The 16,845-nt window shown below is 70.8% G+C and carries 17 protein-coding genes; 13 read left to right on the forward strand and 4 right to left on the reverse strand.

The genetic code is table 11. The features are described from left to right. Positions 1-4: 4 nt before the first annotated feature. Together ychF and SM757_RS07890 are read right to left on the reverse strand one after the other, a co-directional pair. Entirely contained in the window at positions 5-1,099 is a 1,095-nt protein-coding gene (ychF, locus tag SM757_RS07885) for a redox-regulated ATPase YchF (protein WP_066337430.1), read from the reverse strand. 142 nt (positions 1,100-1,241) lie between these two features. After that, positions 1,242-2,087 (reverse strand): MOSC domain-containing protein, encoded by an 846-nt coding sequence (locus SM757_RS07890; RefSeq protein WP_066337432.1) that lies wholly within the window; start codon positions 2,085-2,087, stop codon positions 1,242-1,244. Between the two features lie 94 nt (positions 2,088-2,181). On the opposite strand from SM757_RS07890, the gene SM757_RS07895 reads away from it, so the two are divergent. The 8 genes from SM757_RS07895 (at position 2,182) to SM757_RS07930 (ending at position 9,650) form a co-directional block, all read left to right on the forward strand. Further along, the gene (locus tag SM757_RS07895) at positions 2,182-3,294 is read left to right on the forward strand and encodes an FAD-dependent monooxygenase (RefSeq protein ID WP_322465029.1); all 1,113 of its coding nucleotides are present in this window, start codon (positions 2,182-2,184) and stop codon (positions 3,292-3,294) included. 9 nt (positions 3,295-3,303) lie between these two features. After that, positions 3,304-4,059: a DsbC family protein gene (locus tag SM757_RS07900; protein ID WP_322465030.1), complete on the forward strand. Its 756-nt coding sequence runs from the start codon at positions 3,304-3,306 to the stop codon at positions 4,057-4,059. A gap of 101 nt (positions 4,060-4,160) precedes the next feature. Beyond that, positions 4,161-4,613 (forward strand): DUF3429 domain-containing protein, encoded by a 453-nt coding sequence (locus SM757_RS07905; protein WP_066337436.1) that lies wholly within the window; start codon positions 4,161-4,163, stop codon positions 4,611-4,613. Between the two features lie 77 nt (positions 4,614-4,690). Then, on the forward strand, positions 4,691-6,442 hold the full coding sequence (locus SM757_RS07910) for a M61 family metallopeptidase (RefSeq protein ID WP_322465031.1): 1,752 nt from the start codon (positions 4,691-4,693) through the stop codon (positions 6,440-6,442). A 53-nt stretch (positions 6,443-6,495) separates the two neighbouring features. Then, positions 6,496-7,746: a DUF3108 domain-containing protein gene (locus SM757_RS07915; protein WP_322465032.1), complete on the forward strand. Its 1,251-nt coding sequence runs from the start codon at positions 6,496-6,498 to the stop codon at positions 7,744-7,746. A 130-nt stretch (positions 7,747-7,876) separates the two neighbouring features. Next, entirely contained in the window at positions 7,877-8,653 is a 777-nt protein-coding gene (locus SM757_RS07920; RefSeq protein WP_322465093.1) for an enoyl-CoA hydratase, read from the forward strand. A 37-nt stretch (positions 8,654-8,690) separates the two neighbouring features. Next, a complete protein-coding gene (locus SM757_RS07925; protein WP_322465033.1) occupies positions 8,691-9,086 on the forward strand; it encodes a PilZ domain-containing protein in 396 nt (131 codons plus the stop codon). Between the two features lie 168 nt (positions 9,087-9,254). After that, the gene (locus tag SM757_RS07930) at positions 9,255-9,650 is read left to right on the forward strand and encodes a PilZ domain-containing protein (RefSeq protein WP_322465034.1); all 396 of its coding nucleotides are present in this window, start codon (positions 9,255-9,257) and stop codon (positions 9,648-9,650) included. A gap of 115 nt (positions 9,651-9,765) precedes the next feature. On the opposite strand, the gene SM757_RS07935 is transcribed toward SM757_RS07930, so the two are convergent. After that, complete coding sequence (locus tag SM757_RS07935) at positions 9,766-10,332, reverse strand: pyridoxamine 5'-phosphate oxidase family protein (RefSeq protein WP_322465035.1); 567 nt, start codon at positions 10,330-10,332, stop codon at positions 9,766-9,768. 197 nt (positions 10,333-10,529) lie between these two features. Beyond that, on the reverse strand, positions 10,530-12,068 hold the full coding sequence (gene lysS, locus SM757_RS07940; RefSeq protein WP_066337452.1) for a lysine--tRNA ligase: 1,539 nt from the start codon (positions 12,066-12,068) through the stop codon (positions 10,530-10,532). A gap of 99 nt (positions 12,069-12,167) precedes the next feature. On the opposite strand from lysS, the gene SM757_RS07945 reads away from it, so the two are divergent. The 5 genes from SM757_RS07945 (at position 12,168) to SM757_RS07965 (ending at position 16,838) form a co-directional block, all read left to right on the forward strand. Further along, positions 12,168-12,728, forward strand: coding sequence for a Uma2 family endonuclease (locus SM757_RS07945; protein ID WP_322465036.1), 561 nt, complete (start codon positions 12,168-12,170; stop codon positions 12,726-12,728). Positions 12,729-12,800: 72 nt separating this feature from the next. Then, positions 12,801-14,057 carry an MATE family efflux transporter gene (locus SM757_RS07950; protein ID WP_322465037.1) on the forward strand — a complete coding sequence of 419 codons (1,257 nt, stop codon included), beginning with the start codon at positions 12,801-12,803 and terminating at the stop codon, positions 14,055-14,057. Positions 14,058-14,092: 35 nt separating this feature from the next. Next, positions 14,093-14,668: an acyltransferase gene (locus tag SM757_RS07955; RefSeq protein WP_373862994.1), complete on the forward strand. Its 576-nt coding sequence runs from the start codon at positions 14,093-14,095 to the stop codon at positions 14,666-14,668. Further along, complete coding sequence (locus tag SM757_RS07960; protein WP_322465038.1) at positions 14,665-15,813, forward strand: glycosyltransferase; 1,149 nt, start codon at positions 14,665-14,667, stop codon at positions 15,811-15,813. The genes SM757_RS07955 and SM757_RS07960 overlap by 4 nt, the downstream gene beginning before the upstream one ends. After that, positions 15,810-16,838: a glycosyltransferase family 2 protein gene (locus tag SM757_RS07965; RefSeq protein WP_322465039.1), complete on the forward strand. Its 1,029-nt coding sequence runs from the start codon at positions 15,810-15,812 to the stop codon at positions 16,836-16,838. The genes SM757_RS07960 and SM757_RS07965 overlap by 4 nt, the downstream gene beginning before the upstream one ends. The last annotated feature ends 7 nt before the right edge of the window (positions 16,839-16,845 follow it).

Below are 16,845 nucleotides of genomic sequence, written 5' to 3' on the forward strand. Positions count from 1 at the left end.
GGGATCAGACGTTGAACAGGAAGTTCATCACGTCGCCATCCTTGACCACGTATTCCTTGCCCTCGGCGCGCATCTTCCCGGCGTCCTTGGCGCCTTGCTCGCCCTTGTAGGCGATGAAGTCGTCAAACGCGATGGTCTGCGCGCGGATGAAGCCGCGCTCGAAGTCGGTGTGGATCACGCCCGCGGCCTGCGGGGCGGTGTCGCCGATGTGGATGGTCCAGGCGCGCACTTCCTTCACGCCGGCGGTGAAGTAGGTCTGCAGGCCCAGCAGCTTGAAGGCGGCGCGGATCAGGCGGTTCAAGCCCGGCTCGTCCTGCCCCATCTCGGCCAGGAACATGGCGCGGTCTTCGTCTTCCATGTCGGCCAGCTCGGACTCGGTCTTGGCGCAGATGGCCACCACCGGGGCGTTCTGGCTGGCGGCGTACTCCTGCAGGCGGTCCAGGAAGGGGTTGTTCTCGAAGCCGTCCTCGGCCACGTTGCCCACGAACATCGCCGGCTTGGCCGTGATCAGGCACAGCGGCTTGAGAATGACCAGCTCTTCCTTGCTGAAGTCAATCGTGCGCACCGGCTTGGCCTGGTCCAGCGCGGCCTGGCACTTCTCCAGCACCTTGACCAGCGCGGCGGCTTCCTTGTCGTTGCCCGACCGCGCGGCCTTGACGTAGCGGTGCAGGCTTTTCTCGACCGTGCCCAGGTCGGCCAGGCACAGCTCGGTCTGGATCACCTCGATGTCGGCAATCGGGTCCACCTTGCCGGCCACGTGGATGACGTTCTCGTCCTCGAAGCAGCGCACCACGTTGACGATGGCGTCCGTCTCGCGGATGTGCGAGAGAAACTGGTTGCCCAGGCCTTCGCCCTTGGACGCGCCCGCCACCAGGCCGGCGATGTCCACGAATTCCACGATGGCCGGCACCACGCGCTCCGGCTTCACGATTTCCGACAGCTTGTCCAGCCGCGGGTCGGGCAGCTCCACCACGCCCACGTTGGGCTCGATGGTGCAGAAGGGGTAGTTCTCGGCAGCGATGCCCGCCTTGGTCAGCGCATTGAAGAGGGTGGACTTGCCCACGTTGGGCAGGCCCACGATGCCGCACTTGAGGCTCATGGGGAGATTCCGGGTAAGAAGGCTGAAAAGCGGAAGGCGGCGCAAGAGGCCGAAGAGGGGCGAAATTCTAGTCGCCCGGCCCCTTGACCAGCCCCGCACGGGGCTTGCGCGGCGGCGCCGGCGCGGCGTTTCTCACACGGCTTCAGACGGCCAGCTCCGCTTCCACCGCCTCGCCCACGCGCAGCCCGGCGCCCACGCCGGCCGTGATCACGGCGTTCATGGCGAAGGTGATGCGCCCCTTCATGCGCGCATCGGCTCGGTAGGTGGCCAGCGTGTCGCCCGGCTCGTGGCCGCGCTCGGCGGTGGCCGGATCGACGTTGGGAATCGAGCAGCGCACGCACGGCTTCACGAGTTTCAACTGCACGCCGCCTTCGAAATCCAGCGTGTCGATGAAGTCTTCGCCGTTGGCGTCTTCCAGCCCGTCCAGCACCACGTTGGGCCGGAAACGCTCCAGGGTCACCGGCGGCTGGCCGCGCGACGCCAGCCGCGCGTTCAGCTCAGCCAGCGACGCCGTCGAAGCCACCAGGATGGGAAACCCGTCGCTGAAGGCGTTCTCCGCCTCCACACCGGCGCTCCACTTCGCTTGCGACAGCCGGCGCTGCGCCGGGTCGAAGCGCACCAGCCGCAGCGGCGTGCCCACGGCGGCCTCGAACCAGTTTGCGGCGGCGTCGCCCTGGTCCAGCGCCGTCACCTCGTCGTCCCAGACCTTCACTTGGCGCGGCGTGCCCTGGACTTCCAGCGGCAGCGCCAGCGGCAGCATGTCAGGCGCGTGCAGCAGCAGCGTGTCGCCCTCGAAGCTGGGCCGGATGAGCTGCATGCGCGGCCACTGGCGCTGGCTGGCGAAATCGCCGTCCGCGTCCACCAGCATCCAGGCACGGTCGTATTCCAGCCCGGTGGCCGTGAGGTGGGCCTGTTGCAGCGCGATGCCGGCGCAGGACTTCACCGGATACGTAAACAGCGAGTGCAGGCGCAGGGAGAGGTCGCTCACGGATAAAGCCTCGGAGGGGACGGGGGAGGGCCGGCATCCTACCCGCGCATCCCCCTGAAAGGATGGGTTGGCGGCGCTGCCTACAATTCCTGGCATGAGTTCCTACGACATCGCCGTGCGCGGCGCCGGTGCGGTGGGCCGCAGCCTGGCGCTGGCGCTCTCCCGCCAAGGTTTGAGCGTCGCGCTGCTGGCCTCGCCGCCCCGCGGCGCCGGCCCGGACGTGCGCGCCTACGCGCTCAACGCGCAGGCGGTGAACCTGCTGCGCAACCTGAAGGTCTGGGACGCGATGCCGGCCGACGCCGCCACCGCCGTCTCCGAAATGCTGGTGCACGGCGACGCCCACGGCAGCCGCTTGGAGTTCTCGGCCTGGGGCCAGTGCGTGGACGCGCTGTGCTGGATCGTGGACGCGCAGGCGCTGGACGAAGCCCTGGCCACCGCCATCCGCTTCGCCCCCCACGTCACCAAGCTGCCGGCCGACGCCCAAGTGCAGGCCACGCTCACGGCGCTGTGCGAAGGCAAGCACTCCGCCACCCGCGAGGCGCTCGGCGTGAATTTCCAGGTGAAGCCCTATGGCCACACCGCCGTGGCCGCGCGCCTGGTGGCCGACCGGCCGCACGAGGGCGTGGCGCGGCAGTGGTTCCGCAGCCCCGACATCCTGGCCCTGCTGCCCTTCGACCGGCCGCAGCCGCGGTGCTCCTACGGGCTGGTGTGGTCCATGCCCGCCGAGCGCGCGCAGGCCCTGCAGGCCCTGTCCGACGCCGACTTCGACGCCGCCTTGAATGAAGCCACGGGCGGCGCCGCCGGCACCTTGAAGCTGGACGGCCCCCGCGTCGGCTGGCCTTTGCAGCTCTCGCGTGCTGAAGCCCTGTGCGGCCCCGGCTGGGTGCTGCTGGGCGACTCGGCCCACACCGTGCACCCGCTCTCCGGCCAGGGCCTGAACCTGGGCCTGGGCGACGTGCAGGCGCTGGCGCTGGTCATCGCGCAGCGCGAGCCGTGGCGGCCCCTTTCCGACGAAAAGCTGCTGCGCCGCTACGTGCGCGAGCGCGCCGTGCCGACGATGGCCATGCAGCAGCTCACCGACGGCCTGCTGCACCTCTTCGAACAGGACGCCCCCGTGCTGCGCGAGCTGCGCAACCGCGGCCTCGACCTGGTCAATCAACTCACGCCGCTCAAGCGCTGGCTCGCCGGCCGCGCCCTGGGCACCTAAGGAGCCGCCATGAAGCGCACCGAATCCCCCGCCGCCCCCCGGGGCCTGCAACGCCTGGCCCTCTCGGCGCTGCTGGCCGCGGCCGCCTTCGGCGCCGTGGCGCAGGAGGCGCAGATCCGCAAGAACCTCGCCGAGCGGCTGCCCAACCTGCCCAAGATCGACGAGGTCAGCCGCACCACCGTGCCGGGCCTGTGGGAGGTGCGCATCGGCACCGACGTCATGTACACCGACGACAAGGGCGACCACCTCATCCAGGGCCAGATCGTCGACACCCGCACCAAGACCAACCTCACCGAGGCGCGGCTCAACAAGCTCACCGCCATCGAGTTCGCCAGCCTGCCGCTCAAGGACGCCGTGGTCATCAAGCAGGGCAACGGCTCGCGCAAGCTCGCCGTGTTCGTGGACCCCAACTGCGGCTACTGCAAGCGCTTCGAGAAGGACTTGGCCACCATCAAGGACGTCACGGTCTACACCTTCCTCTATCCCATCCTTGGGCCGGACTCGGACGTGAAGTCCAAGGCCATCTGGTGCGCCAAGGACCAGGGCAAGACCTGGCGCGACTGGATGTTGGGCGGCGTCACCCCGCCGCGCAGCATGGGCGGCGACTGCGACACCGCCGCGCTGGAGCGCAACGTGGCCTTCGGCAAGAAGCACCGCGTGCAGGGTACGCCGGCGCTGATATTCGAGGACGGCACCCGCGTGCCCGGCGCCGTCTCCGCCGCCGAGGTCGAGAAGCAGCTTGCCGAGAGCGCCCGCAAGTCCTGATCGGCCCTGCGGCCGCTGTCCCGGCCAGGACACCGGCCGGTGTCGCGCCGGGCCCACCGGGTCAGCCGGCCGCAAGGGGGTGCGGCGGCACAATGTTGCACATGCATACGCCCGTCACCGTCGCCCCATCCGGCCCCTACCTGCCCGTGCAGCCCGCGCTGCGCCTGGGCTATGCCGGACTGATTCCCTTCGTCCTCGGTGCGTTGCTGGTGTGGTTCGTCCGTCCGGATGCGCACCCCTACGTCGTGGACGTGCTGGCCGCCTACGCGGCGCTCATCGTCTCCTTCCTCGGCGGCATCCACTGGGGGCTGGGTTTCATACACGGCCAGCCGCGCCTCTTCACCTGGGGCGTGGTGCCCTCGCTGCTGGCCTGGGTGGCGCTCCTGATGCCGCCCTACGCCGGCCTGGTGCTGCAGGGCGTGCTGCTGGTGGCCTGCTACCTGGTGGACCGCCGCGTCTACCCCTCGCTGGGCCTGCAGGCCTGGCTGACCTTGCGCTTTCGCCTCACCGCCGTGGGCGCGCTGAGCTGCTTCCTGGGCGCGGCGGGCACCTGAGCTGCCCGACACGCCCCATTCCCCGGGGCGCCGGCGCGGCGGCCCTGTCGTTCAACGCCTGACCATCGCCCGCAGCCATGATCCAGTACCGCATTGACGTCGAGGACGCCGCCTCTCACCTCTGGCGCGTCACGCTCACCGTGCCGCAACCCGCCGCCGAGCAGCGGCTGAGCCTGCCGGTGTGGATACCGGGCAGCTACATGGTGCGCGAGTTCGGCCGCCACCTCTCGGGGCTGCACGCCCGCCAGGGCGGCCGCGACGTGCCGCTGCAGCAGCTGGACAAGACCACCTGGGTGGCGCGCTGCGACGCCGCCGCCGGCAACGGCGCACCGCTGGAAGTGAGCTGCCTGGCCTACGCCTTCGACACCTCGGTGCGCACCGCCTTCCTGGACGCCGACCGCGGCTTCTTCAACGGCACCAGCCTGTGCCTGCGCGTCGAAGGCCGCGAGCACGAGCCCCACGGCATCAGCTTCGGCCCGCTGCCCGAAGGCTGGGACGTCGCCACCGCCATGTCCGCCGCGCCTGGCGCCGGGGCCCACGCCTACGCCGCCGCCGACTACAACGAGCTGGTCGACCACCCCTTCGAGCTGGGCCGCTTCTGGCGCGGCAGCTTCGAAGCGGCCGGCGTGCCGCATGAATTCATCGTGGCCGGCGCCTGGCCCGGCTTCGACGGCGAGCGGCTGCTGAACGACGCGCGGCGCATCTGCCAGGCGCAGATCGCCTTCTGGCACCCGCAGGACGAGGCTGCGCCCTTTGAGCGCTACGTCTTCCTGCTCAACGTGGTGGAAGACGGCTACGGCGGCCTGGAACACCGCGCCAGCACGGCGCTGATCGCCTCGCGCCGCGACCTGCCGCGCCGCGGCACGCCCGCCGCCGCGCTCACCGACGGCTACGTCACCCTGCTGGGCCTCATCAGCCACGAGTACTTCCACAGCTGGAACGTCAAGCGCATGAAGCCGCGCGAGTTCCACGCCCTGGATTACACGCAGGAGAACTACACCCAGCTCCTGTGGTTCTTCGAAGGCTTCACCTCCTACTACGACGACCTGCTGCTGGTGCGCGCGGGGCTCATCGACGAGGCGCGCTATCTGAAGCTGGTGGCCAAGAACCTGAACGGCGTGCTGGCCACGCCGGGGCGCTTCGTGCAGAGCGTGGCGCAGTCCAGCTTCGACGCCTGGGTCAAGTACTACCGGGCCGACGAGAACACGCCCAACGCCACGGTGAGCTACTACGCCAAGGGCGCGCTGGTGGCGCTGGCGCTGGATCTGACGCTGCGCGGCAGCGGCGGCGGCTCGCTGGACGAGGTGATGCGCACCCTCTGGCGCGACAGCGGCGGCGGCCCCATCGGCGAGGACGACATCGCGCTGGCCGTGCAGCAGGTGGCCGGGCGCTCGCTGGCCGAGGAGCTGCGCCGCTGGGTGCACGGCACGCAGGACGTGGACGTGCGCCCGCTGCTGGAGCGCATGGGCGTGGCCTGGAAGGCCGAGCCCCAGGGCTTTGCCGCCGCGCTGGGCCTGCGCCTGAGCGAAGGGCCGGTGACGGGCGTGCAGGTGCGCGCGGTGCTGCGCGGCAGCGCCGCGGAGCGCGCGGGCGTGTCGGCCGGGGACGAGCTGCTGGCCGTGGACCGCTGGCGCGTGCGCCGGCTGGACGACGCGCAGCAATGGCTCACCGTGGGCGCCCCGTTCGAGCTGCTGCTGGTGCGCAACCAGCGCGTGCTGACCTGCCACGTCGCGCCGCCCGCCGACCACCCGGGCACCGTCGCCCTGGCGGTGGACGAGGGCGTGGCCGAGGAGGCCAAGGCGCGGCGCAAGGCGTGGCTGCTGGGGTGAGGGCGGGCGGTGCGTCGTCGCCGCAAGTACTGACGCAGCCGGCCTGACGCGCCATGCCCTCGAACTTCAGGCCTCGGCTTCGCCCGCGCCGCCGCCTGCTCGCCCTGACCCTGCTGGCCCTGGCCGTGCTGCTGGCGCACGTGCGGCTGCTGGACGAGGTCGCGCTGTCGCTGCCGCAGGCCGACGCCCCGCCGCCGCCGATCGAGGTCGCCTTCGTCCGCGAGCTCGCACCCACCGTGCCGCCGCCGCCGCCCGCCGCACCGCCCAAGCCACCGCCGCCGCCGCCCGTGGCCAAGGCGCCACCCAAGCCGGCCGAGGCCGCCTCGGCGCCCAAGCCGCGCGAGGAACCACCGCGAGAGGAACCGCCGCAAGAGCTGCCGAAAGAGGCCGCCCAGGAGCCTTCCGCCCAGGACGCGGCTGCCGCCGAAGCCGCCGCCTCGGCGCCGCAGGCGGCGGCTTCCGCCCCGGCCGAGACTGCATCCACCGTGGCCAAGGCCGCCTCCGACCCGGCGCCCGCGGCGTCCGCGCCTGCCGCCGTCGCGGCCGCTTCCGCCCCGCTGCCGCCGGACCCGGCCGCTTCCGCCGTCCCCGTCGCGCCCGTGGACCCGGCCGCCACCGCCGTAGCCGACCCGCTGCGCGACTGGCCGCCCTCCACCCAGCTCGAATACGAGCTCGGCGGCTGGTACCGCGGTGAGGTGCACGGCAGCGCCCGCGTGCTGTGGCTGCGCCAGGACAGGCGCTACCAGGTGCGGCTGGAAGTGGTGGTGGGCCCCGGCTTCGCGCCGCTGATGACACGGCGCATGACCAGCGACGGCGAGGTCAACAGCCGCGGCCTGTCCCCGCGCCGCTACGACGAGGAAACGCAACTGGGTTTCCTCTCCCCGCGCCGCGCCACCGTGCGCTTCGAGGACGACGCCATCGTCCTGGCCAACGGCTCGCGCCGCGTGCCCATGGCCGGCGTGCAGGACTCGGCCAGCCAGTTCGTCCAGCTCACCTGGCTTTTCACGCTGCAGCCCTCGCTGCTGCGCCGCGGCAACGCGGTGGAGCTGCCCCTGGCGCTGCCGCGCCGGCTGGACCCGTGGACCTACGACGTGTTGGGCGAGGAGGAGATCGAAACCCCCTTGGGCCGCCTCAGCGCCGTGCACGTGAAGCCCAGGCGCGAGCCCGTGGCGGGCGAGGTCATGACGGCCGAGGCCTGGTTTGCGCCGTCGCTGCAATACCTGCCCGTGCGGCTGCTCATACGCCAGTCCGCCGACGTGTGGGCCGACCTGCGGCTCAAGCGGCTGCCGCTGCAGTCGCGCTGAAGGCCGCCGCCGGGGGCCGCGGGGGAAGCCTCCCCCGTCAATTCCCCGGGTCCCGGGGTGCGGCGCTTATAGTCATCGCCGCACCTGAACTCCCCGACAGAGAAGACACCCCATGGAATTCGAAAACCTGATGACGGCGCTGCACGGCGGCGAGGACGGCGCGCTCAAGACGGCGGTGATCACGCTGCACCGGCCCAAGGCGCTCAACGCCCTGAACGACCCGCTCATGGACGAGCTGGGCCAGGCGCTCCTGGCCTTCGACGCCGACGACGCGGTGGGCTGCATCGTGATCACCGGCAGCGAAAAGGCCTTTGCCGCCGGCGCCGACATCGCCGCCATGGCCAAGCGCGACTTCATGGACGTGTTCAAGACCCGGTTCATCACCCGCAACTGGGAAACCATCCGCCAGGTGCGCAAGCCCGTGATCGCCGCCGTCTCCGGCTTTGCCTTGGGCGGCGGCTGCGAGCTGGCCATGATGTGCGACTTCATCATCGCCGCCGACACGGCCAAGTTCGGCCAGCCGGAAATCAAGATCGGCATCATGCCCGGCGCCGGCGGCACGCAGCGGCTGCCCCGCGCCATCGGCAAGAGCAAGGCCATGGACCTCATCCTCACCGGCCGCATGATGGACGCGCAGGAAGCCGAGCGCGCCGGGCTGGTGTCGCGCGTGGTACCCGCCGGCCAGTTGATGCAGGAGGCGCTTGCCGCCGCCGCCGCCATCTGCGGCTGGGGGCTGCCGGCGGTGATGATGGCCAAGGACTGCGTCAACCGCGCTTTTGAAAGCACGCTCACCGAAGGCATCGCCTACGAGCGCGGCCTCTTCCACTCCATGTTCGCCACCGAGGACCAGAAGGAGGGCATGGACGCTTTCCTGACCAAACGCAAGCCCAGCTTCAAGCATCGCTGAGCACACTGGCCGAGCCGCCGTCGTCAAGGGAGTCGTCATGTCCGCAACAGAAGAAGCCGTCACCTGGGTCAACCTGAACGAGGACAGGCGGCTTTACCCGCGCAAATTCCTCTCAGGCACCGGTTACGTGGTGGTGCCGGGGCGGCCGGCCTTCGAAGTGCACACGCAGGACATCAGCTTGGGCGGCATGGGCGTGGTGTCACCGCTGAATTTGCCTTATGAGCTGCTGTGCGAAATGCATTTCACGCTGCCGCGCGAGCCGGCCGGCATGGACGTTCTGGCCGTGTCGGTGCGGGTGGTTCACAGCATATTGAGCGGCCGGCAGCGTGGGTTTCTGGTGGGCCTGCAATTCGTCAATTTGCCGCCCAACACCATGGCCACCATCAGCCGCTTCATGGCGGCCACTTCCTTGATGATGGGCTCCGGCAGTTGAACCGGCCCAGATTGCAGAATCCATGAAAACGTCCGGCCAATGGTGGCCGGACTGTGATATGTGGGGCTCGCGGGCGCGGCCGCCGCATGGGCCGGCGAAGGGATGCCGCAATACTGGCGGCCTCGTTCCACTTGTGATCCCGTCATATTCCAGCGGGAACCCGCGCCCATGTTTCCAGAATCTGAAGACACCAGTTGGCCCGCAGCCGGCATGGACCGGCGCCGCTTTCCACGCAAGTTCATCTCCGGTACGGGGCATCTGCTGGTTCCCGGTCAGCCGCCCATTGAAGTGCACACGCAGGACATCAGCCTGGGCGGCGTGGGCGTGATCGCGCCGCGACCCTTCCCCCATGAAACCCCCTGCCGCCTCCGCTTTGCCCTGTCCCGGGAAAGCTACGGCATGGATTTCATCACGGTCCCCGTGCGCGTGGTGCATTGCGTGCTCAGCGGCCGGGAATATGGATATATATTGGGTCTGGAATATCACAATATGACCGGCAGTGTGGAAGAGGTAGTAAAAAAATACATGTCCGCAAAGGGCGGAGCGCTGGTCATAGGGGATTGATCTTGGGTTTCTGTATTTGAATGCAGTTGAATTTGGCGTTTGAATGGCGGAACTGTTTTCCTGCGGGATTCAAATGGCCGGGCTGCGCTGATCATGTTGCGCACACCATGAGTTTTCAGGGTTGCAGCCATTTGCCGCCCAGGGCGTCGAAACAGGCGCGGCGCTGCCCCTCGGGTTGAAGCTCCAGCCAGTCCAGGGCGCGCACGTGGGCGTGCACCAGGGCGAAGTGCCCGCGCGAGGCGCGCTCAGGCGAGGGCGGGCACAGCGGGGTGCCGGGGGCGGCGGGCGAGAGGTAGTCCTGCGCCGCCGGCGTGAGCTTCAATTGCGCCCAGCGCGAGGAGACGGCCAAGCCCGCGGTCTCCACCTCCAGCGTCACGCGCAGCCGCAACTGCCAGCCCAGTTGCGCCGACCACAGCAGCAGCGTGCCGCGCGGGTGCTCGGCGATGTGGCGCACCTTGGTGCTGCGCGAGTCGGTGAAGAAGAGCAGCTCGCGCGCCTCGGCGTCCACCTCGCGCAGGATCACGCTGCGCGCGAAGGCCTCGCGCCCGTCCGTGGTGGCCAGCGTCATGGTGCGCCAGGCGTGGCCGCGCGAGGCGGCGGCGTTGGCCATCTCGGCCCAACAGGCGGCCTCCACGGCGTGCAGCGATTGCAGGGCGTCCAGCGGTTCCTGGGGGCGGTCCATGCGCGGTCTCCTCGGCGTTGGTGTTCTCCTGCCCCCGACTTCTTTTGCTGCGCAGCGTAGGCGCGGCAGGCAGTGCGAAGGTTCACCTGGATCAAAAGCGCAGCGCCGGCGCGGGTTCGTCCCGGGCCGGCGCCGTGTGGAGTGCGTGGCGTCCCCGCGGCGGCGCTTGGGCGCCGCCGGCGGTTGCGTCAGGGGCTTCAGTGCCCGTTGTTGACCTGGCCCTCGCGGCGCAGCGCGGGGAAGAGGATCACGTCGCGGATGCTGGCGCTGTCGGTGATGAGCATGACCAGGCGGTCGATGCCGATGCCGCAGCCGCCGGCCGGGGGCATGCCGTATTCCAGCGCGCGGATGAAGTCGGCGTCGAAGTACATGGCCTCCTCGTCGCCGGCGTCCTTGTTCTTCACCTGGGAGAGGAAGCGCTCGGCCTGGTCCTCGGCGTCGTTGAGCTCGGAGAAGCCGTTGGCGATCTCGCGCCCGGTGATGTAGAGCTCGAAGCGCTCGGTGCGGGTGGGGTCGGCGTCCGCGGCGCGGGCCAGGGGGCTGACTTCCACCGGGTGGTCCACGATGAAGGTCGGGGCCCACAGGTGGTGCTCCACGTACTCCTCGAACACGCCGAACTGCAGTTGCGCCAGGTTCCAGTGCGCGGGGGCCTCGTGGCCGCCGTGCTTGAGCTGCGCGCGCAGCGCGGCCTCGTCGTCAATGCGCTCGGCGCCGACTTCGGGCACGTACTTCACGATGGCGTCGCGGATGGACAGCCGCTCGAAGGGCTGCTCCAGGTCCACCTCGCGGCCCTGGTAGCTCACCTTGGCGCTGCCCGTGGCCTGGCGCGCGGCGTGGCGGATGACCTGCTCGGTGTAGCCCATCACGTCGTGGTAGTTCCAGTAGGCCGCGTAGAACTCCATCATCGTGAATTCCGGGTTGTGCCGGACCGAGATGCCTTCGTTGCGGAAGTTGCGGTTGATCTCGAACACGCGCTCGAAGCCGCCCACCAGCAGCCGCTTGAGATAGAGCTCCGGCGCGATGCGCAGGAACATTTCCTGGTCCAGCGCGTTGTGGTGCGTCACGAAGGGCTTGGCGTTGGCGCCGCCGGGGATGGGGTGGAGCATGGGCGTTTCGACTTCCAGGAAGCCGTGCTCGACCATGTAGTGGCGGATGGAGCTCACGGCCTTGCTGCGGGCCACGAAGCGCGAGCGGGCGTGCTCGTCGGTGATGAGGTCCACGTAGCGCTGGCGGTACTTCTGCTCCTGGTCGGCCATGCCGTGGAACTTGTCCGGCAGCGGGCGCAGGCTCTTGGTGAGCAGGCGAAGCTGCGTGACCTTGATGGAGAGCTCGCCGGAGCGGGTGCGGAACAGGGTGCCCTGGGCGCCCAGGATGTCGCCCAGGTCGTTGTGCTTGAAGGCGTCGTAGGCCTCGTCGCCCACGTCGGCCTTGGAGACGTAGAGCTGGACGCGGCCGTGGGTTGGGCCGAAGGAGGCGTCCTGCAGCGTGCCGAAGCTGGCCTTGCCCATGACGCGCTTGAGCATCAGCCGCCCGGCCACGGCCACCGCGATGGCTTGCGGCTCCAGCTCCTCGTTGGGCGTTTGGCCGAAGCGCTGCTGCAGGTCGGCCGCGTCGTGGGTGGGCTTGAAGTCGTTGGGGAAGACCACGCCGCCACGGCCGCGCAGCGCGGCCAGTTTTTCGCGCCGCTCGGCGATGAGCTTGTTGTCGTCAGTCTGGGGAAGGTCGTGGCTGCTCATGGCTGAAGAGGGCTTCGCGGCGGGAAAAAGGGCGGATTGTAGAAGCGCACAATACTGGGCCGTATTCAACGCAACGCTTTACGGACTGAATGCACGCTCATGGCCGTCCCGCAGCACAAGTTGTCGCTGGCTGAGTTTCTGGAGTGGGAGAACGCTCACTCCGACCGCCACGAATTCCACCGCGGTGAGGTCTTTGCGATGGTGGGCGGCCGGCGCAGCCACGGCCGCGTGGTGGCCAACCTGGTGCGGCATCTGGGCAATGTGCTCGACGGCTCGCCTGGCCAAGTCTTCAGCGAATCCATGAAGGTGCAGGTGGCGGACGACACCCTCCTGTACCCGGACGTGTTCGTCACCTGCGACAAGGCCGACCTCGCCACGGAAATGATCTTTCGCGCACCGGCGCTGGTCATTGAAGTGCTTTCACCCAACACGCAGGCTTACGACCGCAGCCAAAAATTCGCCCTCTACCGCCGGATTCCCGCACTGCGCGAGTACGTGCTGCTCGATCCCGACACGCGCCGCGCCGAGGCTTTCCGGCGCACCGCCGACGGCGGCTGGACTTTCCACGACATGAGCGAGGACGCCGTGCTCTCGCTGCCGGTGATTGAAGCCGGCGTGCCGCTGGCAGACGTTTTCCAGGGCGTGGACGCCTCGCCCTGATCCGCTGCGGCGGGCCGCCACCCCCGCCCGGCGACAATGCGGCCCCCTCGCAGCCGCCCAAATCGAATCCCCATGTCCCTTGCCGGCCTGGCCCGTGGCGCCAGCCTGAACCTGATCGCGCGCGCCGCCACCGTGGCGCTGGGCCTGGCCCTCATGGTCCACGTCGCGCGGCTTGGGCCGGCGGTGCAGGGCGCCTTCGCGCTCTTCGTCGCCGTGGAGTCGCTGTTGCTCACCCTGGGCTCCGGCTTCGGCCTGGCGCTGGCGCGGCGCATCTCGCACCACCGCGAGCCGCCCGCGGCGGGACTGCGGCGCTGGCTGGCGGTGTGCGTCGCCTTCGGCGCCGCGGCCTCGCTGGTGCTGCTGGCCGGGTCCCTCGCCGCGGACCGCCCGCCCTACGACCGCCTGGGCCTCATGGCGCTGGTGGCGCCGCTGCTGCTGCTGGTGCCCACCGCCACCGGGCTGTGGCTGGGCCAGGGCCGCATGGCGCCCTTGAACCTCCCGCAGGTCGCCTCGCCCGCGCTCGTCCTGCTGGCGCTGCTGCTGCTGCCCGTCGGCGGCTCGACAGACCTGCTCGGCCCGGTGCTCGTGGCCTGGGTTGCGGCCAAGGCGCTCGTGGGCCTGGCCACCGCGGGCGCGGCGCTGCGCGAGACCCGTGCCGATGCCGCCGCCGACGCCCCCTGGGGCGGGCTCCGGCGCGACGCGCGCTTCGTGGTCGAAATCGGCATCACCAACGTTGTGAGCCTGCTGAACTACCGCGTCACGCTCTTCCTGGTCGAGCGCAACGAGGGCCTGGCGGCCGCGGGCGTGTACTCGGTGGCCGTGCAGGTGGCCGAGCTGCTGTGGCTGCTGTCCTCGGCGCTGACCATCTCGGCCTACCACCGCATTGGGCAGCCCGACAGCCGGGCGGCGGCCCGCACCGCGCTGCACGCCGCGCGCATGAACGTGGCGCTGGCCGCGGGCGCCGCGCCGCTGCTGTGGGGCGCCGCGGCCCTGGCGCTGCCGCGCGTGCTGGGCGAGGCCTATGCCGGCGCGCTCCTGCCGCTGGCGGCGCTGCTGCCGGGCATCGCGGCCTACGCGGCGGCCTCCAGCCTCTCGGCCTTCTTCACCAACCACCTTGGGCGGCCCCACCTGTCGGGGCTGATCGCCGCGCTCTCGCTGGCCCTCAACACCCTGGGCTGCCTGCTGGTGGTGCCGCGCTTTGGCGCCTTCGGCGCCGCGGCCAGCACCAGCGCGGCCTACCTGGGCGCCATTGGCGTGGCCTTGTGGCTGTTCAGGCGCGCCGCGCGCGAGGCCCAGGCGCAGGAGGCGCCGGGCGAGCCGCGACAATAGAAGTCTTTGCCAATCGCCCCTGCCGACAGCCCGCCGTGTCCATCAAGAGAGCCCTGCTGCACCTGTTCAGCCGCGTGGTCGCTCCACGCATGGTCTACGGCTGGCGCACGGCCGACGGCCGGCTGCTGCGCCACACCCGCATCAGCACCCACGCCTTCGTGGAACACCGCGACAGCCTGCAAGTCGGCGACCACGTCTTCATAGGCCACTTCAACTTCCTGGACGCCTCCGGCGGCCTGTCCGTGGGCGAGGGCTGCCAGATCACCAACCACGTCTCCATCCTCACCCACAGCTCGCACCACGCGCTGCGCGTGTGCGGCCGCGGCTACTTCGGCCACCCGCGCCCGCCCGGCTACCGCCAGGCCTCCACCGAGATCGGCCCCTACTGCTTCATCGGCCCGCACGCCGTCATCGCCCCGGGCAGCCGGCTTGGGCGCGGCGTGCTGGTGACGGCCTACAGCTACGTCTCCGGCAACGTGCCGGACTTCGCCATCGTCCAGGGCCAGCCCGCCCGCGTGGTGGGCGACGTGCGCGACGTGGACCGCACCCTGCTGCAGCTCCACCCGGAGATGCGCGAGCACTACCGCGCCTGGGCCGGAGAGCTGCCATGAGCATGCCCATCAGCACGCCCACCAGTACCGCCATGAACGGCCGTCCCCTGCGCATCCTCTTCACCGGCGACGCCGACAGCGTGCACCTGCAACGCTGGGTGCTGGAGATGCACCGCCGCGGCGCCGAGTGCCACGTGCTCACGCGCCGCCCGGCCGTGGTGCCGGGCGCGGCGACCGTGCATGCGATCCGCCCCGGCGGCGATGCGGCCGGCTGGTTCCTGGCGCTGCCGGCGGTGCGCCGCCACGCCGCGCGCATCGCGCCGGACCTGGTGCACGGCCACTACGTCAGCTCCAACGGCCTGTGGGCCGCGGCCTGCGGGCGCCGCCCCGTGGTGCTCACCGCCTGGGGCACGGACTTGTTGGTCACGCCCAAACGCAGCCGCCTCATGCACGCCATCACCGGCTGGACGCTGCGCCGCGCCGCGCTGCTCACCGGCGACTCGCGCGACCTCATCGAGGCCATGGACGGCTATGGCGCCACCGCCCCGCGCGAGGAGCTGCTCTGGGGCGTGGACACCGCCCATTTCGAGCTGCCGCCGGCCGGCGTGCGCGCGGGCGAGGGCGGCGCGCTGGAGCTGCTGAGCCTGCGCTCCTGGGAGCCCAACTACCGCATCGACGTCATCCTGCAGGCGCTGGCCCTGCTCAAGCAGCGCGACCCGGCCGCCCAAGTGCGCCTGGCGCTGTTGGGCGGCGGCTCGCTGGAGGCCGGCTTGCGCGAGCAGGCCCGCGCCCTGGGCCTGCAGGACGTGGTGCGCTTCGTCGGCCGCCAGAACGACACCGGCATGCTGCAGTGGATGCAGCGCTGCCACGTCTCGCTGAGCGTGCCGGAGAGCGACGCGACCTCGGTGTCGGTGCTGGAGTCCATGGCCTGCGGGCTGGCGCTGGTGGCCTCCGACCTGCCCGCCAACCGGCAATGGATCACCCCGCAGGGCGGCCGGCTCGTCCCCGCCGGCGACGCCGCCGCGCTGGCCGCTGCGATAGGCGAGCTGTGCGCCTTGCCGCGCGCCACGCTGGACGCCATGGGCCGCCACAACCGCGCCATCGTGCTGCAGCGCGCCGCGCGCAAGGACCACATGGACCGCATGTACGCCCTGTACCTGCAACTGCTGGGCCGCGCGCCGCTGGCCTCGGGAGCCGCGGCATGAACGGGCAGGGCGTGAGGATCGTCAGCGTCATCGTCCCCTGCCGCAACGAGCGGCTGCACATCGCCGCCTTCTGCGCCTCGGCGCGCGCGCAGCAGTTGCCGCCGGGCTGGGCGCTGGAGCTGCTGATCGCCGACGGCGACAGCGACGACGGCACGCGCGGCGAGCTGCAGCGCATGGCCGCGGCCGATGCGCGCATCCGCCAGATAGACAACCCGGGGCGCATCGTCTCCTGCGGGCTGAACCGGGCCCTGGCGGCGGCGCAAGGCGAGGTCATCGTCCGCATGGACGTGCACACCCGCTACGCGCCGGACTACGTGGCGCAGTGCATCGCCGCGCTGGAGCGCAGCGGCGCGGCGGTCGTGGGCGGGCCCTGGCGGGCCGAGGGGCGCGCGCCGTGGCAGCGCGCCATCGCCGCGGCCTTCCAGTCGCGCTGGGTGGCCGGCGGCGCGCGCTCGCGCCAGCTCGACTACGAGGGCGAGGCCGACACCGTGTACCTGGGCGCCTGGCGGCGCGACACCTTCGAGCGCTTCGGCGGCTTCGACGAGCAGCTCGTCCGCAACCAGGACGACGAGCACAACCTGCGCATCACGCGCGGCGGCGGCCGGGTGTGGCAGAGCGCGCGCATACGCTCGCTGTACGAGCCGCGCGGCTCGGTCAAGGCGCTGTTTCGCCAGTGGCTGCAGTACGGCTACTGGAAGCCCTTCGTGATGAGGAAGCACGGCCAGCCCGCGGCGCTGCGCCAGCTCGTCCCCGGCATCTTCGTGGGCGGGCAGTTGCTGCTCACCGCGCTGGCGCTGCTGGGCGCGCCCTGGGCGCTGCCGCTGGCATGGCTCGCGGCCTACGCGGGCGCCGTGGGCGCGCTGTCGCTGCTGGTGGCGGCCGACGGGCATTGGGCGCTGCTGCCGCGGCTGCCGGTGGTGATCGCCGCGCACCACGTGGGCTATGGCATCGGCACGCTGCTGGGCTGGTGGGACGTGCTGCGCCACGGCCGCGGGCGCGAGCGTTTTACGAAGCTCACGCGCTGAGGGCTGC

The sequence above is a fragment of the Azohydromonas lata genome, assembly GCF_034427735.1.
GTDB classification, from domain to species: Bacteria; Pseudomonadota; Gammaproteobacteria; order Burkholderiales; family Burkholderiaceae_C; genus Azohydromonas; species Azohydromonas lata.